Origin of the sequence: Flavobacterium sp. 2755, assembly GCF_031455715.1 — a bacterium.
In the GTDB taxonomy this organism is placed as follows: Bacteria; Bacteroidota; Bacteroidia; order Flavobacteriales; family Flavobacteriaceae; genus Flavobacterium.
Map to the genome: position 1 here is coordinate 283,178 of NZ_JAVDTG010000005.1, position 23,753 is coordinate 306,930.

Here is a 23,753-nt window from a genome sequence, read left to right on the forward strand (position 1 = left end):
GAATTTTTTTAGATAACGTTTACTTCGGCTTCAATTTGAATGCCAAAGATTTCGAAAACGGTTTGCTGGACTTGTTTCGAAACATCTAAAATTTCCCGGCCGGTTGCGTTTCCGTAATTAACTAAAACCAAAGCCTGATTTTTATGAACTCCGGCATCGCCAAAACGTTTTCCTTTAAAGCCTGCCTGTTCAATAAGCCATCCTGCGGGAACTTTTACTTCGGTTGGAGAAACTTCGTAAAACTTCATTTCAGGGAATTTTTGATGGATTTTTTCGAAATCAGATTTCAATAAAATGGGGTTTTTAAAGAAACTGCCGCTGTTTCCTAATTCTTTAGGATCAGGTAATTTACTTTGCCTGATGGCAATTACAGCGTTGCTTACATCTTTTAAAGTAGGTTCAGAGATATTATTCTTAGCCAATTCAGCCAAAATATCTCCGTAAGATGTATTGATTTTATGATTGCGTTTTGTCAATTTATAGATTACCGAAGTAATAATAAATTGGTCTTTTACTTCGTGTTTAAAAATGCTTTCGCGGTAACCGAAATTACATTCAGTATTAGAGAAAGTTTTTATTTGCTGCGTTTCAATGTTGATTGCCTCGCACGAAACAAAAGTATCTTTGATTTCAGTTCCGTAAGCACCAATGTTCTGAACTGGAGTTGTACCAACATTTCCCGGAATTAGAGACATATTTTCTAATCCGCCAAAATTATTCTCAATTGTCCAAAGTACGAAATCATGCCAGGTTTCACCAGCCTGACTTTCAACCCAAACAAAATCATCGTCTTCTTTAATGATCTTTTTTCCTTTTAAATCGATATGAATGACCAAAGCATCAATATCTTTTGTTAAAAGCATATTGCTCCCGCCGCCAAGAATAAATTTCTTCTCGTTTTTGTTTTCTTCTAAAATAGTTTTCAGTTCTTCAACAGAATGTACTGCGACAAATTTTTTGGCCTTGGCTTCAATGCCGAAAGTATTGTAGTTTTTTAAAGAAAAATTGGATTGGATATGCATGTGTAAAAGGCTTTTTAATCTGAGGTCAAAAGTAAGGATTATAATTTATTTCAATTGAGTTTTGACCTTAGAAAGTCTTTTTATACAAATTTACTTTATCGCTTCAATAAATTGCTGCATTTCTTTCATTGTTCCAATAGTAATTCTGGTCCATTTTCCATTTTCTTCATAGATTTTGGTTCCCTCAATGTTATTGGCTTCTAATTGTTTAAAGAAATCCTTTTTATAATTTTCAAGAGAAAAATAGATGAAATTGGAATAAGACGGAATACAGGTTAAGTTAAGCTTCGTAAGTTGGTCAATCGTATATTTCTTAACTTCTTCATTTAAAGAATAAACTTCCTTAATAAATTTTTCATCATTTAAGGATGCCATGGCAGCAGCTGTTGATACAACACTAACAGATAAATTTGGAGATGATTTTAAAGCACTGAGTTCGTCAATAGTTGAGGAAGCTGCAATAGCATAACCGATACGCGCGCCGGCTAAACCATGCATTTTTGAAAAGGTTTTAGTAATAATTAAATTCTTGTTTTCAATTACAAGACTGCTTAGTGATTGTTCTTTTGTGAAATCGATATAAGCCTCGTCTACAAAAACAATGGCATTTTTAGATGCTTCTTTTACAAAAGAAACCAATTGTTCGTGATCGCATATTGTACCAGTTGGATTATTGGGATTGCAGATATAAATCATTTTTGTATCTGAATCAATTGCTTTTAGCATTGCTGGTAAATCATGCTTTTTGTCTGCAGTTAACGGAATCGTAATTTTTTTTATCCCTAATTTTTCAGAAGGAAATGTCCAATAGTTGAAGGTTGTTTCGGCAAGTATGTAATTTCCTTTTTTTAAAGCAGTATGTTGAAGAACCAAATCTAAAATTTCTGTTGAACCAGCGCCTAATAAAATATTATGATCAGAAACATTATTCTTTTTTGCAATAAGAGAAATCAATTCTTCCGAAAGATTCCAGCCGTATCGATTACTGCTATTGATGCTTTTTTGCATGGCAGCGCGAGCGAGTGGAGAAGGGCCGTAAGGATTTTCATTTGATCGTAATAATATAGGAGATTTGTCTACATCTAAAGGAATATAATTTTCTGGCGAAGGATTTGCAAATGTTTCAAATGAAGTTAAACCTAATCCTATTGTACCTAAAACTACTTGTTTTAACCAGTTTCTTCTATTGCTCATATTACTTTAAGAATTAAATTACGCAATTCGTTATAATACTATGTCGTTGAGATTGAAGAAAAGTTACGATGTGGTTTTTGTAGAGAGATAAAATGTTTTTATTCTATAACATGACCTGCTTCAATAAAAAAATGTTTTAATAAATCGTAAGTAATAAAATCACCATTTATATAATTAAACATTTTGGTTTCCATGTATTGGCAGCTAAGACAAATATTTAGGGTTTCTACGATTTTGCCATTTTTGTTATAAAAAACTAATGCGTCTCGATATATGGGAGCACACATCCAATTTGGGATATCTTGTATTTTGGTTTTTAAAATGTTTTTCAAATCAATTACTTGTTGATCTGTAGATTTAAAAGAGTTGATTTTTTTACTTGAAGGATGAAATTCTCCTTTATCATTGAGTATATATTGTGTGTAACCAACAAGGTTTTTTAATTCATTAAGTTTTAACTCCTGAAAATCACTTAGATCATTTTTTTGAAGTTTTCTTTGTTTTAATTTCTCATATTCACTTTTGTTTGATGAATTACTTTCTTCATATAGTTCTCCACGTTGAAATGAATAAGTTTCTACATAATCAAAAGGCAGATCAGAAATAAAATCTATTGAAGATTTATAGAAGTATTGAGACATGATTTTTTATTTCAAGTTAAGCAATTCATGATATCGATTAGCAATAACCTTCATATTAATATCATAATTAGCATTTTCTTCTACAAATTTTCTGTTTCGAATAATGGCCTCGTTTCGGGATTCAGGATTTTCAAAAGACCAAATTAATTCATTGGCAAGCATTTCAATATTATCAATTTCTATTAATTGTCCGTTTTGGCGATGGGTGATCCAGCTTTGATTTCCTGCAATATCCGAAACAACAGGATAACAATTGCAAGCCATAGCTTCAAATAATGATGCCGAAACACCTTCGGTAATTGGCATACTGATATAAATATTCGATTGCTGTAATAATTTAGGAAGTTCTGTATTTGGGATTCTTCCTGTAAAAATCACTTTGTTTTCGATTTGAAGTTCTTTAGCTAAATCTTTCAAAAATTGTAATCTTGTTCCGTCGCCAACAATAGTCAGCGAAAAATTAATTCCTTTTTGATGTAAAATACCAAATGCTTTTAAAATAGAATCATGTCGATATTCCGGCTGTAGCGAACGCGTCACAATCGCTTCAATTTTGTTTGAATGGTTTGTTGAAGGTGTAAAAAGTGATAAATCAATCCCTTTCGGAAGAACCAAAACTTTGCTCATGTCAACGCCAATGGCTTTCATGGAAATCGTCATAACAGGTCCCCAGGCATGAATTAAATGCGCTTTTTTGAAAGCATATTTCTGAATAAACTTTTTAAATGGATATAAAACAGAATCTTCCGGCCATAAATCAGTTCGGCCCTGTTGTGCGATTGCTATAGTTTTTGAACCTGATAAAGCAGCAAGAAATCCATAACTTGTAGTTCTTTCGGCAATAACCATATCGGGTTTTTCATTTCTGATTATTTTTCGAATAGAAACAGGAGCGAAGAAATATTCTAAAATGCGTTTGAATCGGTTGAGTTTTGAATTGCTAGGAGATTGAAGTTCCCAGGTGATAATTTCAAAATCGCCAAATTCTTTCAGGCCTTTCATCCATGTTATGGCATCGGCGCGATACGATTCCCCAAGAAAAAGTATTTTTCTTTTCATTAAAATGAGTTTTTTTTCGCCACGAATTTCACGAATTTCCACTAATTAATTCGTGCTAATTCGTGAAATTCGTGGCAAATAAAAATTTAGAATTCTTCATCAGTGTCTAAAGCACGGTTTATGAATTCGTTTAAAGGTTTTAAGGCAATCAGTTTTTTACTCATTTTTGAAACGAAATCTTTTTGAGTCACTTCAGAAATATCATATTTTTGAGAAGCTGTGAAACTTTTTAGTTTTAAAAATTCAATTGCCGGATGATCTTTTTCATAACCTCTCGGCGGATTTTTAAGCGAATTATTTTCATCAACATCCAAACTTCCAAATTCTTTCTTAAAGTTTTTATCGGCTACAATTGCTTCTAAATCATCATAAAAAAAGGCAATTTCTTTACGTACTTTTTTCAAATCCTCCGCTTCAGGCGAATAAAATCCGCCAGCTATAAAACTAGCACCTTTTTCAATGTGAACATAATATCCGGAACGGTTTAGACCTTTTGCGCCAGATGAAAGCCAAACACCTAAATGTGCTTTATAAGGAGATTTGTCTTTAGAAAAACGAATATCTCGGTTAATTCTAAAAGTACAATTTTTAACCTCCAATAATTCCAGTGAAGGATCAAGTGGTTTCATTACATCCAGAAAATCACTCACTAACTGATGATAATCTTTTTTGAAGATTTCATAACGCTTTTTATTGTCCTGAAACCAATCTCTATTGTTGTTCTTTTTTAAATCGTCTAAAAATTGCAATGATTCTTTCGTAAGCATATTCAGTTTTTATTGCAGTTATTGTTATATTTTCTCAGGCTAATTTAATGATTTCCTGATTCTAATTAATTATAAAGTCTGATACAAATTATATCAATTTTCACTATCAAAAACTACAAATTAAATATCTTATAAGTTTGATGCGTAGATTTTACAATCGCTTCGGTTCTTTCCGGGTGTGTATCTGAAATAAAAAGCTGTCCAAAAGTTTCACTGTTTACCATTTCGACAATTTTGGCAACACGGGTTTCGTCCAGTTTATCAAAAATATCATCAAAAAGTAAAATGGGTTTTACACCACTTTGCTTTTTTAAAAATTCAAACTGAGCCAGTTTTAATGCAATCAAAAAAGATTTTTGCTGTCCTTGCGATCCGAATTTTTTTATAGGATGCGAGTCAATTTCAAAAGATAAATCATCTTTATGAATTCCTGAACTTGTATAATGCAGCGCACGATCTTTATTGATGTTTTCCTGTAAAAGCGTTAATAAATCTTTTTCGAACAAATGACTTTCATAAACAAGCTGAACCGTTTCTTCAGAACCGGTTATTGCTTGATGATGTATATTAAATATAGGTATAAATTGTTCCAGGAAATCTTTTCTCTTTTCAAAAATCGATTTTCCGTATTCATTTAACTGCTCATTATATATAGATAAGGTATCATTGTCAAAAGTATGATTGAGTGCAAAATATTTCAAAAGCGCATTTCGCTGTACAATTACTTTTTGATATTGAATAAGCTGATGCAGATAAGTAGAATCTAACTGCGAAATAACACTGTCCATAAACTTACGGCGTGTTTCACTTCCTTCAACAATTAAATCGCGGTCGGCCGGAGAAATAATTACCAGCGGAATAAAACCAATATGATCTGAAAATTTATCGTAAGCCTTTCCATTTCTTTTTAAAATCTTCTTTTGGCCTTTTTTTAAACTGCAGACAATTTGTTCCGTTCTGTCGTTTTTTTCTAATTCGGCATCAATAACAAAAAACTCCTCTCCGTGTTTGATATTTTGAACCGCCAGCGGATTAAAATAACTTTTTCCGTAAGCCAAATGATAAATGGCATCAAGGACATTGGTTTTTCCAATTCCGTTTTTTCCAACAAAACAATTGATCTTGATGTCGAAATCAAAACTGGCTTCAGAGAAATTTTTATAATTGAATAAAGATATTTTGTTTAAATGCATTTTTAAGAGACGCTAAAAAGGTAAAATTTGATGTTTTTCTGTTAACTCTTTGACTTTTTTTCTGTCACTCCCGATAGCTATCGGGATAAAATGATTAAAAAGATTTTTTGATAAGGCTTTTTAATCTGTGAAAATCTGTGAAATCTGTGGCTAAAACCAAGTTCTAACTCAGAAAAGTGTTATTTAAAATCATCAAAAATTTGAGGGTGCAAATTATCGAAAATTATCGATATAAAGGACTTTTGGTGCGTTTCAAGTTGATTTATTTTGGCGCTGATGCGAAAGGAGTTAGCGTTATTAAAAATATTTGTTTTAAAATAGTGATAAATTTGATTTTTTATGCCACAGTTTCAAGAAAAATTTTATTTTTGCCGTTCACTAAATTAATTTTAAATGGCTACTTACAATAAAAGAGGATATAAAGCACCAAAAGAGAAGGAAGTTAAAGAAGTAAATGAAGAACAACAGGTAATTATTGACGAAAAAGACAGCACAACAGCTGGTGTTTTTTCTAAATTAGACGAAACTGCTTCAAGAACTGAGGATTGGGTTGCTAAAAATCAAAAAATCATTATTGGTTTAGTTGCTGGTATTGCAGTTGCTACTATTGGTTATTTGGCTTACCAAAAATTTATTGAAAATCCTAAACAAGACGAAGCTGCAAACGAAATGTTTGTTGCACAACAGAACTTTCAAAAAGCTGTTGATGGTGTTGCAAGTGATTCATTATATAAATTAGCATTAAATGGATCTGAAGGTAAATTTGGATTTGTGAAAATTGCTGACGAATATTCTGGAACTGACGCTGGAAATTTAGCAAATTACTATGCTGGTATGGCATATTTAAATACAGGTAAATTTGATGATGCTATTAAGTATTTAGGAGAATTTAAATCAGATGATTTAATCTTAAGTGCTTTATCAAAAGGAGCAATTGGAGACGCTTACTCTCAAAAAAACAATCAAAAAGAAGCTTTAGACTATTATGTAAAAGCTGCTGAAGCTAACAAAAACGATTTTACAACACCTCGTTTCTTGTTAAAAGCTGCTAAAACTGCTATCGCTTTAGGTCAAAAAGAAGACGCTTTAAAATATCTAAACGATATTAAAGACAACTTCGATGCAACTCCAGAAGCTGGTGCTGTTGATGCCTTGATTGGATTAGCGCAATAATAAAATTTCTAGAGTTCAGATTTTAGATTTTAGATTCGTATTTTAGCAATCTGAAATCTATACTCAAAAATCTAAAATTTAAAGATGGCTACCGAAAATAAAAATTTATCAGAATACGATAAAAACACAATCCCAAATGCGAAAGACTTTCGATTTGGGATTGTTGTTTCTGAGTGGAACGATGTTATAACAGAAGGACTTTACAATGGCGCTTTTGACGCACTAGTTGATTGTGATGTTCCTGCGCAGCAAATTATTCGCTGGAATGTACCAGGGAGTTTTGAGCTTATTTATGGCGCAAAAAAAATGCTTCAAACACAAAATGTTGATGCAGTAATCGTAATTGGATGTGTAATTCAAGGAGAAACGAAACATTTTGATTTTGTTTGTGAAGGTGTAACGCAGGGAATTAAAGATTTGAATGTTCAAACTGATATTCCGGTTATTTTTTGTGTTTTAACAGATAATAACATGCAGCAGTCTATTGACAGAAGCGGCGGCGTTCATGGAAACAAAGGAACCGAAGCTGCAATTGCTGCCATAAAAATGGCATACATTCGTCAGCAGGCCTCTATCTCACATGCTTTCAATCAGCCTTTATTAACTTCTGGTGCACTTCAGATAGAAGATTCTCCAAGAAAAATAGAGAACGAATAAAAACACATTTGTTTTAAAATATTAAAACCTATACTGTGTCATAATAGTATAGGTTTTTTGTTTTTTTTATGATTTCACATATTCAAAAAGCCAGTATAAATTCACTAAATTTGTGCAGCTTGGTTTAGATTTAAATCAAAAATCTTAAATCGTTAATCTACAATCTAAAATTTTCAATGTCGAGTATTATTCAATTACTTCCTGATCACGTTGCTAACCAAATTGCTGCTGGAGAAGTGGTTCAAAGACCCGCTTCAGTCGTAAAGGAGCTGTTAGAAAATGCTGTTGATGCAAAGGCAACTGATATTAAATTGATTATAAAAGACGCCGGTAAATCATTAGTTCAGGTTATTGATAATGGTGTAGGAATGACCGTTACAGATGCGCGTTTGTGTTTTGAACGTCACGCAACATCAAAAATTCGTCAGGCCGAAGATTTATTTTCACTTGCTACCAAAGGTTTTCGCGGCGAAGCATTGGCTTCTATTGCGGCAATCGCGCACATGGAAATGAAAACAAAACAAGAACAAGACGAACTCGGAACGCATATTATTATTGAAGGAAGTAAATTTGTTTCGCAGGAAGTGGCAGTTTTGCCAAAAGGAACATCATTTGCCGTTAAAAATCTGTTTTTTAATATTCCGGCGCGTCGTAATTTCTTAAAATCAGATACAGTTGAATTTCGCCATGTAATGGATGAATTTCAGCGTGTGGCTTTGGCGCATCCAAACATTCATTTTAGTTTTTATCATAACGGAAGCGAATTGTATAATCTTCCCGCAGCAGGTTATCGTCAGCGTATTGTTGGGATTATGTCTGGTAAAACCAATGAAAAATTAGTTCCTGTAAATGAAGATACAGAAATTATAAATGTTCAGGGATTTGTCTGTAAACCAGAGTTTGCCAAGAAAAATAGGGGCGAACAATTCTTTTTTGTAAACGATCGTTTCATTAAAAGCGGCTATCTGCACCATGCAGTTATGGCGGCTTACGACGGACTTTTGAAAGATGGTTCTCAGCCAAGTTATTTCTTGTATCTGCAAGTTCCGCCAAATACAATCGATATTAACATTCATCCCACAAAAACCGAAATTAAGTTTGATGATGAACAAGCCTTATATGCTATTTTAAGAGCTTCGATCAAACATAGTTTGGGACAGTTTAATGTGGCTCCGGTTTTAGATTTTGACAGAGATTCAAATTTAGATACACCTTATCATTATAAAGATGTAGAAGCAGAAGTGCCAACAATTCAGGTTGATGGAACTTTTAATCCTTTTACAGATGATAAAACAAATCAGCATTACGCAAAAGCGGGTTCAGGATCAAGTTCTGGTTATAGCTCTGGATCTTCTTCCTCTTCAAATTCATCTTCGTCTTATTCTGGCTACTCAAAAAGAGTAGAACCAACGGTAAGCTGGGAAAGTTTGTATGTTGGTTTAGATGTAGAAAATGCAGAAAGTATCGAAAGTTCACCATTTACATTCGAAAATGAAGAAGTAACTTCCTCTTTATTTAATGATGATGAGGTGGAACAGGCAACTCAAAAAACGTATCAAATTCATAAAAAATATATTGTTTCGCCAATAAAATCAGGAATGATAATCGTTGACCAGCAGCGTGCGCATCAACGTATTTTATACGAACAATTTTTGTTGAATATGACTGTGAATCAGGCTTCAAGTCAGAAATTGCTTTTTCCTTTAGATTTATTTTATTCTTCTACAGAAATGAAATTAATCGAAGAATTAAAACCTTCGTTAGAAACAACCGGATTTATTTTTGAAGAAGCTAAAACAGATCATATTGTAATTTCGGGAATTCCGGTAAATATTACCGAAAGCGAAGTTTCTCTTGTAATTGAACAATTATTAAGCGATTTGCAAGACGGAATTCCGGCAAGCAGTTACAGTCAAAATGATACCATTGCCAAATCGATGGCAAAAAGTTTAGCGGTTAAAACAGGATCTTATTTAACCGAAAAAGAGCAAGATAATTTAGTGAACGGTTTGTTTGCTTGCAAAGATCCTAATATTTCACCTTTTCAAAAACCTACCTTCATTACCATGCGTGTTGAAGATATAGATAAAAAGTTTGCCTTATGATGAATATGACTCCAGTAGTTAAACAACTGCTAATTATTAATATTATATTTTTTATTGGTGCTCAACTGGTGCCGGTTTCTTATGAATATTTTTCATTGTATTATCCGGAAAGTAATGATTTTAGAGCTTGGCAGATTATTACGCATATGTTTATGCATGCGCCATTACCAAACTTTGCACATATTTTATTTAATATGTTCGCCTTATATAGTTTTGGTTCTCCGCTAGAGCATTTTTGGGGAGGTAAAAAATTCTTGTTTTTCTATATTTCTTGCGGACTTGGAGCCGCATTGCTTCATACAGGAGTAAATTACCTGCAGTTACAATCTATTTTAGATTCTGTTTCTAATTTGAATTTATCAAAATCAGAACTTCATTTGATCTTAAATGCAGATTATCAGTCTTTATTTGATTCCAGTGGTAAAATGGTACAAGGAGATATTGCTTCTATTTTAAATAAAGCACATTGTACTCAAGAGCAATTTAATGCTTTGGCACAAGCTGGCGGCATTATGCAGTCACCAGTTTTAGGAGCTTCTGGAGCAATTTATGGTTTATTAACAGCTTTTGCCTTTATGTTTCCTAATGCACAGCTTGGTTTGATCTTTATTCCGATTCCAATTAAAGCAAAATATTTTGTGCCTGGAATTTTAGCAGTAGATTTATTTTTAGGATTTAAAGGAAGTTCATTGTTTGGAAGTGGAGGAACAGGAATTGCACATTTTGCACATATTGGTGGTGCGGTTGCTGGTTTTTTAATGATGTTATACTGGAAAAAAAATCAGTTTAATAACAATCGATGGAATTAATTTTTAACTTTAATTAATTAAATTTAAAAACCAAAAGAAGACTTTATGAATATTCTTGACGATTTAAAACTTCAATATAAATTAGGCGGCATTGCGATGCAGGTTATTTATTGGAACATCGCCTGTTTTCTTATTTCGCTAATTTTTTTCTATCAGTTTTCTACTGGTCAGTTTCTTTTTCCAAACTGGCTTGCGTTATCATCAGATCCTCAGGTTTTCATGTTTAAACCGTGGACATTTTTAACCTATGCATTTTTTCATTTCGGATTTTTGCATTTGTTATTTAATATGATGGTTTTAAACTTTGCAAGCAATTTGTTCCTGACCTTCTTTACTCAAAAACAATATTTAGGATTGTATATTTTAGGCGCAATTTTTTCAGGAATTGTTTTTGCTTTGAGTTTTTATGTTTTAGGAACTTCTGCTTCAATAGTTGGTGCGTCTGCCGCTATTATGGCGATTTTAGTTGCTGCAACAACCTATCAGCCTTTAATGAATGTTAGATTATTTCTTTTTGGAAATGTCAAACTCTGGCATATTACAGGTGTAATTTTGCTTTTAGATTTAATGCAGCTTCGCCTTGAAAATATGGGCGGACATATTTCGCATTTAGCCGGAGCATTTTTCGGTTTCATTTTTATTAAACTGCTTCAAAACGGAACAGATTTAAGTATTATTGTTTCTAAAGTACTAGACTTTTTTGCAAATCTTTTTAGAAAATCCCCAACGACCCCATTTACAAAAGTTCATAAAAATTACAAAAAACCTACAGAAAAATCAACATCAAGAATTGTTACAAAAGACAAAACACAGCAGCAAATTGATGAGATTTTAGATAAAATCAGTCAGTCTGGATATGATTGCCTGACAAAAGAAGAAAAAGAGTTTTTATTTAAAGCAGGAAAATAATCCTTAGCAAGAAAATATGAAAAACCTTTCGTGGTTTAATAAAATAATGTTCTTTTTGAATATAGTACTGACTGTGCTTACATTTAGTGTCTATATTTTGCCGTTTTTAGCACCTAAGAGCTTTCCGCTTTTATCGGTGCTTACTTTGTTCATGCCGGCCTTTTTTGTGGCAAATGGACTCTTCTTTTTATATTGGGCAATTCAATTTAAAAAACGCCTTATTTTATCTGGTTTGGTTTTGCTTACCGGAATTACTTTTATCAGCAAATTCTATAAATTCTCGGCTAAAGAATATGTAAAAGACGAAAGGGATTTCTCTGTCATGAGTTATAATGTGCGTCTTTTTAATGTCTTTAAATGGCTGGATCGCGATGATATTCCAGAAAATATAAAAACATTTATCGATGAAAAAGATCCTGATATCTTGTGTGTTCAGGAATATTCTAACTCGGCGCATTTGGATTTAAAAGTCTATCCACACCGTTATATTTTTATTGAAGGAAACCAAATTAAGACTGGACAAGCCATCTTTTCTAAATTTCCTATTATCGACGAAGGAAATATTATTTTTCCAAAATCAGATAATAATGTAGTTTATGCTGATATTAAACGAGGAAAAGACATTATTCGTGTTTATAATATGCACCTGCAGTCTATAAAAATTTCTCCGGATGTAAGTGAGATTTCTGACGATATTGATAAAGTAAACCAGCAAAAATCACAGCGTATTTATGCCCGAATCAGTAAAGGTTTTACGCAGCAGCAGGAACAAGCTGAAATTTTTAAGGAGCATATAAAGAAATGCAAATACCCGATTATTATTTGCGGAGACATGAATAATAGTCCGTTTTCATACGTTTACCGAAATATTAAAGGAAAACTTAAAGATGCTTTTGAAGAAGCAGGAGAAGGCTTTGGAGCAACTTATAAGTTTAAATATTACCCAGCCCGAATTGATTATATTTTTACCGATACTAAAATGAAAGTAAAGCAGTTTGAAAGCTTTTCTGATTTCGAAAATTCCGATCATTACCCAATAATGACGAGGCTTTCGATTGATCAATTTTAGATTATTTTCTGCGTTTTTAAATAATCCATTGCAAATTTCCCTTCGTTAAAAAGTAAATCTAAAACACTTAAATTGTTGATAAAACCATGTTTGTCATCAAAAACCTGAGTGTATTTTTCAAATGAGTTTTGATCTTTTTTTCCGTTTGCTAAATATCTGAAATCAGAAATGTTTTCAACTTCATGAAAATATTCAGTCGTTTTGCCAAATTCTATTTTCATTCGAAGACACTTTGTAACCGTATCAAAAACTTCCATGTTTAGATCCATTAGGAAAGTATGTTTCTTTTCGAAAATCGGCACGATATCGTCTTCAAAATACTCAAAGAACGGCGAACTTCTATAAGCGGCTTCTAAGGATTTAAAATGCTGTTTCTGCCAGTCAAATTCGTTTTCAATCAATACATCTTTTGTCTTTTGATGCGCAGATTTAGAATGCTTAACAGGAATGTTTAATAATTGAATTCCATTCGGACTATAGATATAAGTTCTATTTCTATTCGTCTGTTTTTGAAAATTATCTTCCATTTCAAAAGTTATATTCTCAGATTGAGCCATAACTGCAAAGTGGCTAATTGATGGGAAATAAGTAGGAAGTAATAAGGAATTCATGATTTTATTTTTTGTTTAAAAGTTTCAGGTTTCAAGTTTCAGGTTGTGAGAACTTGAAACTTGAAACCTGAAACAAAAATAACTTTTTTTTAATTATGCTTTATTCTGTTTTCTTTTTCTCCAGAAGAATTCTCCAACAAAGTATAGTGCAAGAATAATTAGGAAATATTTGAAATACGATTGCGGTTGTCCTTCGCCGTCAACGGTAGTGAAAACTCTGCTCCAGCGAATTTTGTTGATACCTTTTCCGTTAGTATCCCAGCTCATCCAGATGAAAACTGGTTTTCCTACGATGTGATTTTCAGGAACGTAACCCCAATAACGGCTATCTTCAGAGTTGTGACGATTGTCTCCCATCATCCAATAGTAATTTTGTTTGAAGGTATAAGTGTTAGTTTCTTTTCCGTTAATGATAAATTTAGAACCGCTTAACTCTAAAGTATTTCCTTCATAGTTGGTGATAATGTCTTTGTAAAATGGAAGAGATGTATTTGTTAAAGCAACTGTTTTACCAGCTTCAGGAATATAAATTGGACCAAAATTATCCTGATTCCATTTGTTAATATGCGGGAAAAGAGCATTGTCATTTCCTTTGTCAATCTCTCTTTTTACAGCAGTAACACCAGGAGTGTTTCTCAAACGTTCAGCACTTGCTTCTGTCAAAGCTCTAAAATAAAGCGTATCTCTTTTTTCAGATCTAAAACCTGCAGGATCTGTAATGTCTAATTCTTTAAATAAAGATTCAAAATCAATAGATGTTTTTCCGTCTAAAGCTACAGAATAAGAATATTGAGGTTTTGCTCTTTCAGGTAAAATAAGTTTTTTTCCGTTAATGAAAACAAATCCATCTTTAATTGATAAACTGTCGCCAGGAATACCAACACATCTTTTTACATAGTTTGATTTCTTATCGATTGGCTTAATAACGCCCGGTCTTCCTTTTGGCTCATAAAAATAATGTACCGTATCAACCGGCCAGTTGAATACTACAATGTCATTTCTTTTTATTTGCTCAAAAGCAGGAAGCCTGAAATAAGGTAATTGCGGCCAGCTTAAATAAGATTTTCTTTTTGTTAATGGAATAGAGTCATGGACCATTGGCAATGCAACAGTCGTCATAGGAACTCTAGGGCCATAATTTACTTTACTTACGAACAGGAAATCTCCAATTAATAATGATTTCTCTAATGAAGAAGTTGGGATTGTATAAGGCTGGATAACATAAGTATGTACTAAAGTTGCAACGATTATTGCAAAAAGCAAAGAGCTTACGGTATCTGCTGTTTTGTTTTCAGGAGTTAAATTTCTGTCAGCGTTATATTCTAGTTTCTGCGTGTAATTTACATAGTAGATATAAAAACCAAGAGTGAAAATTCCTAAAATAGTATCTAAAGTTGATTTTTTACCAAAGGTTCTAAGTGTTTCAACCCAAACAACCGGAAACATAATCAAGTTAATAATTGGAATGAAAAGTAATAATGTCCACCAGGTTGGTCGGCTGATAATTTTCATTAAAACAATTGAATTATATACCGGAATTGCCGCTTCCCAGCTTTTTCTTCCTGCTGTTTGATACAATTTCCAAGTACCAACGAAATGAATAATTTGAACAGCTAAGAAAAATACGAACCAAGAGTAAAGAGTCATAATATAGTATTTTAAGTTTCAAATTCGGGATTGAATATTTGTTTAATCCAGAATTTTTATCAATTTATTGTAAGTTTAATACATCTTTCATAGTGAAAATTCCCTGCTTTCCGGCAAGCCATTCTGCAGCGATAACAGCGCCAAGGGCAAAACCTTCACGATTATGGGCAGTATGTTTGATTTCAATGCTGTCAATAGCAGAATCGTAGTTTACGGTATGTGTACCCGGAACTTCTCCAATTCTTTTAGCTTCAATATGAATTTCACCTTTTTTTGCTTCATCTAATGTCCAGTTAGAATAGTCGCTGTTTTGAATAACGCCTTGTGCTAAAGAAATCGCAGTTCCGCTTGGAGCATCCAATTTATGAATGTGGTGAATTTCTTCCATCGTAACTTTGTAAGAATCAAATTGATTCATGATTTTGGCTAAATATTCATTTAACCCAAAGAAGATATTCACGCCCAGACTGAAATTTGAACTGGAGATAAAACCTCCTTTTTTCTCGTTGCAAAGAGCAATCATTTCATCGTAATGTTCCAGCCATCCTGTTGTTCCGGAAACTACAGGAACATTAGCATTAAAAGATGCAGAAATATTGTCGACTGCCGCTGACGGAACACTAAAGTCTATCGCAACATCTGCAGTCGAAAGTCCGTCGTATGTATTGAATTCGTCTTTCTTTAAAACAATTTCATGACCTCTTTCTAAAGCAATTCGTTCGATTACTTTACCCATTTTTCCGTATCCTAAAAGCGCAATTTTCATTTTGTATGTATTTGTGAATTTTTAAATAGCAAAAAACTACTTAAAAACGATAATTAAAAGTTAGTCCGACGTTTGGTTTAAATGTTACATCGGCGGGATAAATTTCTGGACGAAGTGATAGTCTTTCGTTTACGTTAAATTGAATCAAAGCCGCATCAACATTGGCATCGATAATATTTAAAACATAAAAACCAACAACAAATAAGGCAGATAAATCTCTGTTACGCTGATAAAATTTCTGACCGGCAATAAGTCTGCTTTCGTCAAGAAACTGATATTTATCATCATTATATCCTTCTAGTCTTCGTTTGTAGGCATCACGATAATCATGATATTTTTTATTGTTATCAATATAAAAGTATAAACTTGTACCAATTGCTCCGTAAACAAGCGGAACTTTCCAGTATTTTTTATTGTATACCTGACCCAAACCAGGTAAAATAGCCGAATAAAAAGCTGCTTTTGCAGGTGTAAGCGGATCTATTTCTATTAATGCAGTTGTGTCTTTAACGACTAAAACCGTGTCTTTTTTTACCTGGGCAAAAAGAGAAACGGTTCCTATGAGAAAGAACAATAGACTTATGGGGACAATTTTATTCACTATCCGTTTATTAATTTTATAATTCGATTAAAGTCGGCCTCAGAATTAAAAGGAATTGTGATTTTTCCTTTTCCGTTACCAGCGACTTTTATATCAACTTTCGAACCAAAATAATCATTGAAAGTATTTTTTTGTGTTTCTCTAACCACAAATGAAGATTCAGCTTTAGGTTTTCCTTCTGCTTTTGGCTGCTGACCTTCGTGATAATTTTTAACTAAGGCTTCAGTTTCACGAACAGACAAATTTTGACTTACGATTTTTTGGTAAATATCAGTCTGTACGTCTAAATCTTCAATATTAATGATAGCACGGCCGTGTCCCATACTAATGAAACCATCGCGAATACCAGTTTGAATAATTGGATCTAATTTTAAAAGACGTAAATAATTGGCAATCGTAGAACGTTTTTTTCCAACGCGCTCGCTCATTTGCTCTTGCGTTAATTGAATTTCGTCAATTAAACGCTGGTAAGAAAGTGCGATCTCGATTGGGTCTAAGTCATGACGCTGAATGTTTTCAACCAATGCCATAACAAGGGACTCATTGTCATTAGCAATACGAATATATGCCGGAACATGAGTTAAACCAACTAAAGTTGAAGCACGCAAACGACGTTCTCCAGAAATTAACTGGTATTTATTAAAGTCTAATTTTCGAACAGTAATAGGTTGAATTACACCAAGTTCTTTAATAGAAGTGGCTAATTCGCGTAATGATTCTTCATTAAAATTGCTTCTAGGCTGAAACGGATTTATTTCGATAGCACTTATTTCAAGCTCAATAATATTTCCAACGACCTTATCAGCATTTTTGTCTTCTACTGATGTAATGTCGTTTTCCGGATCTTTTAATAACGCTGATAATCCTCTTCCTAAGGCTTGTTTTTTAATTGCTTTTGTCATAAAAACTATTTACTGTTTTTCTTTATAATTTCTTGAGCTAAATTAATGTAATTAACCGCACCTTTACTTGTAGCATCATAATTAATGATACTTTCTCCAAAACTTGGTGCTTCACTTAATTTAACATTTCGCTGAATAACGGTATCAAAAACCATATCGTTAAAGTGTTTTTGAACCTCTTCAACTACCTGATTAGATAAACGTAATCTTGAGTCATACATTGTAAGTAATAATCCTTCGATGTCAAGATCAGGGTTATGAATTTTTTGAATACTTTTTATAGTGTTCAATAATTTACCTAATCCTTCAAGTGCAAAATATTCACATTGAATTGGAATTACTACTGAGTCGGCAGCTGTTAAAGCATTCAAGGTTAATAAACCTAATGAAGGTGCACAGTCGATAATGATGAAATCATATTCTTCTTTTGCTTCTTCTAATGCTTTTTTAAGCATGTACTCACGATTTTCTTTGTCGACCAATTCGATTTCGATAGCAACAAGGTCAATGTGAGCAGGGATCACGTCAACATTTGGAGCTGAACATTTTAAAATGGCTTCTTTGGGTGTTATTGTATGTTCAAGAATTTGGTAAGTTCCAAGTTCAACAGATTCTACGTCAATTCCAAGGCCAGATGTAGCATTAGCCTGAGGATCAGCATCGATCAATAATACTTTTTTCTCTAAAACACCTAATGAGGCTGCAAGATTTACAGATGTTGTAGTTTTTCCAACGCCTCCTTTTTGATTAGCAATCGCAATGATTTTGCCCATTTATTTTCTGAATTTTGAACCGTAAAAATACAATTATTTATGGTTTTTGAAAATCTATTTTGTTAACATTTGTGAAACTTCGCTTAATCGTTGTTTCGTGCGTGTTCGGCAGAAATTAATTTAAGTTTTGAGCAGAATTACAGACCAGATTTTGGTTATGATGAAAGTTGTTTTTGCAGTAAAAGCGAACGAATTTAAAATTTACTTTGTAGAAATGATCCCATTCTGTTTTTTCTTTTCTAAAATGTCAATAATAAAAAATAATGAACAGGATTTTTATTTTATAATCTCAATTTTTACATAAACTAAGCCGCTTTTTATATTTGAAGCAATGTTCATAAAAGCTCTTTTGCTTAAGTCAATTTCTCTTCCTTTAATAAAAGGCCCTCTGTCTGTTACTACTACTATAACGCATTTATTATTTTTTTCGTTTGTGACCCTGAGTTTTGTGCCAAAAGGAAGTTTTTTATGGGCAGCTGTCAAATCTTCATTGTTGAATCTTGTACCGCTTGCTGTTTTTCTTCCGTTAAATTTATCATGATAATAAGAAGCGTGTGCATTTTCTTTATATAAGATATACTGGTCGTTTTCAGCATTGAGATCTGTGTCAACTGAATTTTCTTGTGCTGCGGCTGCTGCTGAAAAGGCTAAAGCAATATAGAGTAGTATTATTTTCATTTTCTAATTTCTATTGGGCGCAAAAAAAATCTATTATTAAAAAATGAGAATATCGTATACGGTTTATTTATGCTATTAAAAGGCATATTTGGCACCGTTGTATAGTTTTTGATAAGAAAATTGAAAGATACAGGTTAAAGATTATGACTATTTTAGAATCCCTAAAAAACTATTAAACCAAAAACAATTTTTATGATTAAAAAGTTAACCTCAGTATTTACAGCATTTGTGTTTATGCTGATTTTATGCAGTTTTGCAACATCCAATTCATCTTCATCTGATGAGAAAAAACAGGAGAATAAAACAGAAGGCAAAATTGTTTACAACAAGAAAAAACATAACATAACATTATCGTGGCCGGCATTTGGCTCTTCGGGAAATTATGTGATTACAAGAGGAGGCAGCCGTTTGGCATCCAATTTTGTGTCGGTGGGTTCGACTTCCAAATTGACATTTACAGATAATAAACCAAACAAAGATAAATACGAGAACTATTATAAAATTACTCGTAACGATATAACCATAATAGTTTCGCTGGAGAACCAAATTTTTGGAAGTAATATGTATTTCTACGATAGAAAATATGAAAAAGCAGAAACGGCACGAATTGATATTAATTCGCAATTTAGTGCTATTGGTCTGGGCGGAGCAAATGGTGAGTGGACTACGAAACGTCAGGCTTATTATTTAAAAGCAAATGTTGATGGTCAGACTTACGATTCAGGCGGGTCGGGTTCTGCGTCATCGGCGGAAGCCAATTCAATAGAATTAGGATTTTACTCTCACATTGGAGGTTTGGGCAAAGTGCCGTCAGATGTTAAATTGGGTTCTATTTTTACAAGACCTCACCTTTCTGGCGGAGCAAATGCTACGTGTACATTTTGGCGTTCTGTAGAAAATGTAGAAGTAATGCGGGATTTTGCCTGGACGGTTTCTCAATCAACCAGCGCACGAAGAATGCTGATTGAAAGTACTTCGAAATATATTTCAGATATTGGAAACACCAATTTTTGGGGAAGCGGTGGTTTTATTGCTGATACTCATTATACATCAAACAGACCAAACTGGGGTGGGCAACAGCAATGGTACACCAGAAATGCTATTTTCCCTTCGGGTTCGGGAGCTATGGGCGGTTCATATAATATGGTTTGGCAAGGCTGTGTTAATCCTCCGCAAGCAGATGATACCAATTCTCCAATTCCTACTACACCTATTATAAGAGAAAAACCTTTTCTTTTTATAGATAATGATGGTGAGTACAAAGTGTTTGTTCCGGCATGGCAAAAAGATAGAGTAGGAGTTTCATGGTCGTCAACAGATATGGGTAAGGGAAAAGTTCAAGATTTACTAACGGATTGGTATGTTGCCAAAGAAGGCGACACCGATGTAGAAATCAATAATGCATTAAAAGCAGGTAAAAATATATTTTTCACTCCAGGACATTATGCGTTGAATGCGCCTATTCAGGTAAATAGAAAAGATGGAATTCTTCTTGGTGCGGGTATAGCTTCTGTAACATTAGAACCTACGGAGAAAAATACTTGGGGATGTATTTATGCCGATGATAAAGACGGAATTATCATTGCCGGACTTTTGACAGATTCATTTAATAGTACAACGTATCAGGTTAGAATTGGTGAAGAAGGAGCAAAAGCAGACCATTCTGCAAATCCTATTTTGTTATCAGATATTACTTGTAGAGTGGGAGGAGTTCAGTCAAAAAATATTCAGATACATACTGCTATGCAGATAAACAGCAGCAATGTGGTGGGTGATCATTTCTGGTTGTGGCGTGCTGATCATGGTTCGCAGAAAGGTGGAAATTTACGATGGACAAGAGACAGATGTAAAAACGGACTTATCGTTACAGGTAATGATGTTACACTTTATGCGCTGTTTACAGAACATTTTCAAGAATATGAAGTTTTATGGTTAGGAGAACGCGGCAGAACTTATTTCTTCCAAAATGAACCACCATACGATGCTCCAAATCAAACGAGCTGGAGCAGTCAAGGAGGTAAAGTTGATGGTTATGCGGCATTTAAAATAGCCAATACTGTAAAAGATTATCATAGTATAGGTATGGGTTCTTATGCGGTTTTCACAGGAACTGATGGTAATGTGAATAAAAAAAATGGCTTTGAAGCGCCTAATAGTCCAAATGTAAAATTGGAGAAAATGTGTATAACTCGTTTTGCTGGTCCGGGAAATATTCAAAATGTTATTAATGGTATTGGCGGAAGCACAGCAACTGGTGTAAAGCGTGTGGCATTATACAATAATGGTGAAGGTACACAGTCTTTCGATGAAGAATTTAATTTGCCTAATAAGGAATCGTTTCCTGCGTATATAAATATGGGAAAATAAATAATTTAGATATTTGAAATAAATAACCTCTGAAAATCGATTGTTTTCAGAGGTTTTGTTTTTTAAATATAGCCCGCGGTTTCAACCACGGGGACGCATTAATAATTACGATACGTTTCCCGTGGTTGAAACCACGGGTTATGTTTTAAATGCAAAGACTTTTGTTGTGTAGGCAGGATTCGAACCTGCGACTTTCCCAATTTTCAATCGGACGCGATAATTTGACTACGCTACAATTGATACTCAAAATCTATATCTTGGAGATATCTTTTTGCACCACGTTTTTTTATTTTAGTTTCTAGAGCTACTGCTTCGGATCTTGAATTTAGTTGAATTGTATAAATGATGTTCCACGGCGCACCACTTTTTGTAGATAATGATTGCCCGCTATTATGTCTTCTAAGTCTGTCTTCGATATCATTTGTTTGACCGATATAGAATTTTTCTTTCGTAATGCTGTAAAGAATATAAACGAAAAACATAGGAAAATAAATTAAAGAAAACAAAAAGCCGAACATTTCTGTTCGGCTTTGTCGGGGTGGCAGGATTCGAACCTGCGGCCTCCTGCTCCCAAAGCAGGCGCGATAACCGGGCTACGCTACACCCCGTAGCATTTGCTTATGGATCGTTACTGTGGTCTTCCCGCCTTAGAGCGGGACACGATAACCGGGCTACGCTACACCCCGAAGATGTATTTGTTGTAGTGCCCGAAAGCGGATGCAAAGATATAAATAAAATTTGTTTACAAAAGGAAAAAATGAAAATAAATAAAACTTATTTTAACATAGCTATTTCAGATTTATTTTCGGTGTTATTTTTTATAATAAAGTTTACATTTGCATCACAAAAAAACAATACACATTATGTCAGATACAATCGAAAAAATTAAATGCCTTATTATAGGTTCTGGCCCTGCAGGTTATACTGCAGCAATTTACGCAGCCAGAGCAAACATGAATCCGGTTTTATATCAAGGGATGCAGCCTGGGGGTCAGTTGACAACGACTAATGAAGTAGAAAATTTCCCTGGTTATGTTGATGGTGTTACAGGACCAGAAATGATGGTTCAGCTACAAGAACAAGCAAAACGTTTCGGAGCTGATATCCGTGATGGCTGGGCTACAAAGGTTGATTTTTCTGGAGATATTCATAAAGTTTGGATTAACGATTCAATCGAATTGCACTGTGAAACAGTTATTATTTCTACAGGTGCAACAGCTAAATATTTAGGATTACCATCAGAACAGCATTATTTAAATATGGGAGGCGGCGTTTCTGCCTGCGCTGTCTGCGATGGATTTTTCTACCGCAACCAAGAAGTTGTAATTGTTGGAGCAGGAGATTCTGCTTGTGAAGAAGCACATTACTTATCTAAACTTTGTAAAAAAGTAACGATGTTGGTAAGAAGCGAGAAATTCAGAGCTTCAAAAATTATGGAAGAACGCGTTCGCAAAACAGAAAATATCGAGATTTTAATGAATCACGATACTGTTGAAGTTTTAGGAGATTCAAATGTAGTTCACGCTATTAAAGCTTTAAATAAAACAACTGGAGAAGTGATTGAAATTCCAGCAACTGGATTTTTCGTAGCAATTGGTCACAAACCAAACACAGACATCTTTAAAGATTACATCACTCTTGATGAAACTGGATATATCATAAATACACCAGGAACTTCTAATACAAATGTAGCAGGTGTTTTCGTAGCCGGAGATGCTGCAGACCACGTTTACCGTCAGGCAATTACTGCTGCGGGTACTGGTTGTATGGCTGCACTTGACGCTGAAAGATATTTAGCTTCTAAGGAGTAATTTTGTTTCAGGTTTCAGGTTTTCTTTGTTTCAAGTTTTCTGGAATCTGTAAAACAACAATAAAAAAATCCCAGTCTAAAATCTAGACTGGGATTTTTTTATAATTAACTTTCCTAATTTCAACTTGAAACCTGAAACAAATTATTTTATCTTCTTAATCAGCTTAGCTTCTTCAGAGAAACGAGTTAATTCAATTTTTGGATTTCCAAATAAAGATAATTCTGCTTTATCTCCAACGGCAATAGAAACCGTAGTTTCGGCTAAAATGCTTCCAACAGAACTACTTTCTGCCGTAACATTAGCATCTTTCAATGTAAATTTTGTTCCGGTGAAAACCGAATTATTATCTAAACGTATTGTTGCTTTTTCAGCAATTCCTTCAATAGCTGCATTTGCTTTTTGGTATAAATCACATTTAAATTTAATAGCAGAAACCAAAGTTTTGATTGAAGCACTTTTGCTCAATTGTAAACTTCCGTCATCAGCTTTTAAGTTTAATTCTATTTTTGATTTGTCATCAGCAATTAAATTGAATTTTTTAGAATTGACATTCAAGAATAATCTGGAATAATCAAAACTACTAAAAGTAATGTCATCTAACTGAACTTCCTGAATGGCATAAATTTTAGCCTCGTTTTTTGCAATTACTTTTGTTAATGAACTCGTATAAGTAATTTTTACAGAAAGCTTTTTGAAAATCGTACTTTCTTTTGATGTATATAAACGAAGCGTTTTATCTCTTAAATCCATTCCAATGATTTCATGAAGATTGTCATCGGCTTCAATTTTGATTTCGTTTTTTTCTCCTTTTTCAAGATAAACTTCTATATTATCATCGGCTTCAAGAGCATCAAAACTTCCTACGTCCTTAATAGAAGTAGTTACAATTTTAGATCCTTTTACTTTTTCTCTCTTTTGGGCAAAAGTTAATGTTGTAACCAAAAGCAATAGGAACAGGGCTGTATTTTTTTTCATTTATTTTAGATTTGATTTTGACAA

At 33.5% G+C, this 23,753-nt stretch carries 23 protein-coding genes and 2 tRNA genes; 8 read left to right on the top strand and 17 right to left on the bottom strand.

Annotation, left to right across the window (positions count from 1 at the left end; translation table 11 throughout):
- Positions 1-8 precede the first annotated feature (8 nt).
- The 6 genes from murB to recF form a co-directional block, all read right to left on the bottom strand.
- Positions 9-1,022, bottom strand: a complete 1,014-nt coding sequence (gene murB / locus J2Y38_RS14015) for a UDP-N-acetylmuramate dehydrogenase (RefSeq protein WP_309843587.1) — start codon at positions 1,020-1,022, stop codon at positions 9-11.
- A gap of 90 nt (positions 1,023-1,112) precedes the next feature.
- Complete coding sequence (locus J2Y38_RS14020) at positions 1,113-2,216, bottom strand: histidinol-phosphate transaminase (protein ID WP_309843590.1); 1,104 nt, start codon at positions 2,214-2,216, stop codon at positions 1,113-1,115.
- 98 nt (positions 2,217-2,314) lie between these two features.
- On the bottom strand, positions 2,315-2,857 hold the full coding sequence (locus J2Y38_RS14025; protein ID WP_309843592.1) for a hypothetical protein: 543 nt from the start codon (positions 2,855-2,857) through the stop codon (positions 2,315-2,317).
- Between the two features lie 6 nt (positions 2,858-2,863).
- Positions 2,864-3,916: a glycosyltransferase family 4 protein gene (locus J2Y38_RS14030; RefSeq protein WP_309843594.1), complete on the bottom strand. Its 1,053-nt coding sequence runs from the start codon at positions 3,914-3,916 to the stop codon at positions 2,864-2,866.
- A gap of 86 nt (positions 3,917-4,002) precedes the next feature.
- The gene (locus J2Y38_RS14035) at positions 4,003-4,683 is read right to left on the bottom strand and encodes a DUF2461 domain-containing protein (RefSeq protein WP_309843596.1); all 681 of its coding nucleotides are present in this window, start codon (positions 4,681-4,683) and stop codon (positions 4,003-4,005) included.
- 113 nt (positions 4,684-4,796) lie between these two features.
- Positions 4,797-5,876, bottom strand: coding sequence for a DNA replication/repair protein RecF (gene recF, locus J2Y38_RS14040; RefSeq protein WP_073486886.1), 1,080 nt, complete (start codon positions 5,874-5,876; stop codon positions 4,797-4,799).
- Between the two features lie 393 nt (positions 5,877-6,269).
- On the opposite strand from recF, the gene J2Y38_RS14045 reads away from it, so the two are divergent.
- The 6 genes from J2Y38_RS14045 (at position 6,270) to J2Y38_RS14070 (ending at position 12,598) form a co-directional block, all read left to right on the top strand.
- Positions 6,270-7,049, top strand: coding sequence for a hypothetical protein (locus J2Y38_RS14045; protein ID WP_180860657.1), 780 nt, complete (start codon positions 6,270-6,272; stop codon positions 7,047-7,049).
- Positions 7,050-7,133: 84 nt separating this feature from the next.
- Positions 7,134-7,706 carry a 6,7-dimethyl-8-ribityllumazine synthase gene (gene ribH / locus J2Y38_RS14050; protein WP_309843600.1) on the top strand — a complete coding sequence of 191 codons (573 nt, stop codon included), beginning with the start codon at positions 7,134-7,136 and terminating at the stop codon, positions 7,704-7,706.
- Positions 7,707-7,882: 176 nt separating this feature from the next.
- The gene (gene mutL / locus J2Y38_RS14055) at positions 7,883-9,811 is read left to right on the top strand and encodes a DNA mismatch repair endonuclease MutL (RefSeq protein ID WP_180860655.1); all 1,929 of its coding nucleotides are present in this window, start codon (positions 7,883-7,885) and stop codon (positions 9,809-9,811) included.
- Positions 9,808-10,620, top strand: coding sequence for a rhomboid family intramembrane serine protease (locus J2Y38_RS14060; RefSeq protein ID WP_309843603.1), 813 nt, complete (start codon positions 9,808-9,810; stop codon positions 10,618-10,620). The genes mutL and J2Y38_RS14060 overlap by 4 nt, the downstream gene beginning before the upstream one ends.
- Before the next feature lie 45 nt (positions 10,621-10,665).
- Entirely contained in the window at positions 10,666-11,529 is an 864-nt protein-coding gene (locus tag J2Y38_RS14065) for a rhomboid family intramembrane serine protease (protein WP_309843604.1), read from the top strand.
- Between the two features lie 46 nt (positions 11,530-11,575).
- Positions 11,576-12,598 (top strand): endonuclease/exonuclease/phosphatase family protein, encoded by a 1,023-nt coding sequence (locus J2Y38_RS14070; RefSeq protein ID WP_091290680.1) that lies wholly within the window; start codon positions 11,576-11,578, stop codon positions 12,596-12,598.
- On the opposite strand, the gene J2Y38_RS14075 is transcribed toward J2Y38_RS14070, so the two are convergent.
- The 7 genes from J2Y38_RS14075 to J2Y38_RS14105 form a co-directional block, all read right to left on the bottom strand.
- Complete coding sequence (locus tag J2Y38_RS14075; protein ID WP_309843607.1) at positions 12,595-13,209, bottom strand: WbqC family protein; 615 nt, start codon at positions 13,207-13,209, stop codon at positions 12,595-12,597. The genes J2Y38_RS14070 and J2Y38_RS14075 overlap by 4 nt on opposite strands.
- 93 nt (positions 13,210-13,302) lie before the next feature.
- A complete protein-coding gene (lepB, locus tag J2Y38_RS14080; protein WP_309843610.1) occupies positions 13,303-14,856 on the bottom strand; it encodes a signal peptidase I in 1,554 nt (517 codons plus the stop codon).
- A gap of 64 nt (positions 14,857-14,920) precedes the next feature.
- On the bottom strand, positions 14,921-15,622 hold the full coding sequence (gene dapB / locus J2Y38_RS14085) for a 4-hydroxy-tetrahydrodipicolinate reductase (protein ID WP_053472388.1): 702 nt from the start codon (positions 15,620-15,622) through the stop codon (positions 14,921-14,923).
- A 40-nt stretch (positions 15,623-15,662) separates the two neighbouring features.
- A complete protein-coding gene (locus tag J2Y38_RS14090; RefSeq protein ID WP_053472387.1) occupies positions 15,663-16,223 on the bottom strand; it encodes a DUF5683 domain-containing protein in 561 nt (186 codons plus the stop codon).
- Positions 16,223-17,125 carry a ParB/RepB/Spo0J family partition protein gene (locus J2Y38_RS14095; RefSeq protein WP_053472386.1) on the bottom strand — a complete coding sequence of 301 codons (903 nt, stop codon included), beginning with the start codon at positions 17,123-17,125 and terminating at the stop codon, positions 16,223-16,225. The genes J2Y38_RS14090 and J2Y38_RS14095 overlap by 1 nt, the downstream gene beginning before the upstream one ends.
- A 5-nt stretch (positions 17,126-17,130) precedes the next feature.
- Positions 17,131-17,898: a ParA family protein gene (locus J2Y38_RS14100; protein ID WP_053472385.1), complete on the bottom strand. Its 768-nt coding sequence runs from the start codon at positions 17,896-17,898 to the stop codon at positions 17,131-17,133.
- Positions 17,899-18,174: 276 nt separating this feature from the next.
- On the bottom strand, positions 18,175-18,576 hold the full coding sequence (locus tag J2Y38_RS14105; RefSeq protein ID WP_309843617.1) for a septal ring lytic transglycosylase RlpA family protein: 402 nt from the start codon (positions 18,574-18,576) through the stop codon (positions 18,175-18,177).
- 192 nt (positions 18,577-18,768) lie between these two features.
- On the opposite strand from J2Y38_RS14105, the gene J2Y38_RS14110 reads away from it, so the two are divergent.
- The gene (locus J2Y38_RS14110; protein ID WP_309843619.1) at positions 18,769-20,943 is read left to right on the top strand and encodes a hypothetical protein; all 2,175 of its coding nucleotides are present in this window, start codon (positions 18,769-18,771) and stop codon (positions 20,941-20,943) included.
- Between the two features lie 171 nt (positions 20,944-21,114).
- Here J2Y38_RS14110 and J2Y38_RS14115 read toward each other — a convergent pair.
- The 3 genes from J2Y38_RS14115 to J2Y38_RS14125 form a co-directional block, all read right to left on the bottom strand.
- Positions 21,115-21,175 (bottom strand) — tRNA-Phe (locus tag J2Y38_RS14115).
- Entirely contained in the window at positions 21,174-21,425 is a 252-nt protein-coding gene (locus J2Y38_RS14120; RefSeq protein WP_309843622.1) for a GIY-YIG nuclease family protein, read from the bottom strand. Before J2Y38_RS14120 ends, J2Y38_RS14115 begins: the two co-directional genes overlap by 2 nt.
- A gap of 51 nt (positions 21,426-21,476) precedes the next feature.
- Positions 21,477-21,551, bottom strand: a tRNA-Pro gene (locus tag J2Y38_RS14125).
- 255 nt (positions 21,552-21,806) lie between these two features.
- Between J2Y38_RS14125 and trxB the strand changes: the two genes are divergently transcribed.
- Positions 21,807-22,754, top strand: coding sequence for a thioredoxin-disulfide reductase (trxB, locus tag J2Y38_RS14130; protein WP_053472378.1), 948 nt, complete (start codon positions 21,807-21,809; stop codon positions 22,752-22,754).
- Between the two features lie 141 nt (positions 22,755-22,895).
- Here the strand turns inward: trxB and J2Y38_RS14135 are convergent, their stop codons facing one another.
- Positions 22,896-23,729: a GIN domain-containing protein gene (locus J2Y38_RS14135; RefSeq protein WP_309843623.1), complete on the bottom strand. Its 834-nt coding sequence runs from the start codon at positions 23,727-23,729 to the stop codon at positions 22,896-22,898.
- Between the last annotated feature and the right edge of the window lie 24 nt (positions 23,730-23,753).

Coding starts and splice junctions, on each gene's coding strand:
- murB (WP_309843587.1), bottom strand. CDS start 1,022: ATGCATATCCAATCCAATTTTTCTTTAAAAAACTACAATACTTTCGGC.
- J2Y38_RS14020 (WP_309843590.1), bottom strand. CDS start 2,216: ATGAGCAATAGAAGAAACTGGTTAAAACAAGTAGTTTTAGGTACAATA.
- J2Y38_RS14025 (WP_309843592.1), bottom strand. CDS start 2,857: ATGTCTCAATACTTCTATAAATCTTCAATAGATTTTATTTCTGATCTG.
- J2Y38_RS14030 (WP_309843594.1), bottom strand. CDS start 3,916: ATGAAAAGAAAAATACTTTTTCTTGGGGAATCGTATCGCGCCGATGCC.
- J2Y38_RS14035 (WP_309843596.1), bottom strand. CDS start 4,683: ATGCTTACGAAAGAATCATTGCAATTTTTAGACGATTTAAAAAAGAAC.
- recF (WP_073486886.1), bottom strand. CDS start 5,876: ATGCATTTAAACAAAATATCTTTATTCAATTATAAAAATTTCTCTGAA.
- J2Y38_RS14045 (WP_180860657.1), top strand. CDS start 6,270: ATGGCTACTTACAATAAAAGAGGATATAAAGCACCAAAAGAGAAGGAA.
- ribH (WP_309843600.1), top strand. CDS start 7,134: ATGGCTACCGAAAATAAAAATTTATCAGAATACGATAAAAACACAATC.
- mutL (WP_180860655.1), top strand. CDS start 7,883: ATGTCGAGTATTATTCAATTACTTCCTGATCACGTTGCTAACCAAATT.
- J2Y38_RS14060 (WP_309843603.1), top strand. CDS start 9,808: ATGATGAATATGACTCCAGTAGTTAAACAACTGCTAATTATTAATATT.
- J2Y38_RS14065 (WP_309843604.1), top strand. CDS start 10,666: ATGAATATTCTTGACGATTTAAAACTTCAATATAAATTAGGCGGCATT.
- J2Y38_RS14070 (WP_091290680.1), top strand. CDS start 11,576: ATGTTCTTTTTGAATATAGTACTGACTGTGCTTACATTTAGTGTCTAT.
- J2Y38_RS14075 (WP_309843607.1), bottom strand. CDS start 13,209: ATGAATTCCTTATTACTTCCTACTTATTTCCCATCAATTAGCCACTTT.
- lepB (WP_309843610.1), bottom strand. CDS start 14,856: ATGACTCTTTACTCTTGGTTCGTATTTTTCTTAGCTGTTCAAATTATT.
- dapB (WP_053472388.1), bottom strand. CDS start 15,622: ATGAAAATTGCGCTTTTAGGATACGGAAAAATGGGTAAAGTAATCGAA.
- J2Y38_RS14095 (WP_053472386.1), bottom strand. CDS start 17,125: ATGACAAAAGCAATTAAAAAACAAGCCTTAGGAAGAGGATTATCAGCG.
- J2Y38_RS14100 (WP_053472385.1), bottom strand. CDS start 17,898: ATGGGCAAAATCATTGCGATTGCTAATCAAAAAGGAGGCGTTGGAAAA.
- J2Y38_RS14105 (WP_309843617.1), bottom strand. CDS start 18,576: ATGAAAATAATACTACTCTATATTGCTTTAGCCTTTTCAGCAGCAGCC.
- J2Y38_RS14110 (WP_309843619.1), top strand. CDS start 18,769: ATGATTAAAAAGTTAACCTCAGTATTTACAGCATTTGTGTTTATGCTG.
- J2Y38_RS14120 (WP_309843622.1), bottom strand. CDS start 21,425: ATGTTTTTCGTTTATATTCTTTACAGCATTACGAAAGAAAAATTCTAT.
- trxB (WP_053472378.1), top strand. CDS start 21,807: ATGTCAGATACAATCGAAAAAATTAAATGCCTTATTATAGGTTCTGGC.
- J2Y38_RS14135 (WP_309843623.1), bottom strand. CDS start 23,729: ATGAAAAAAAATACAGCCCTGTTCCTATTGCTTTTGGTTACAACATTA.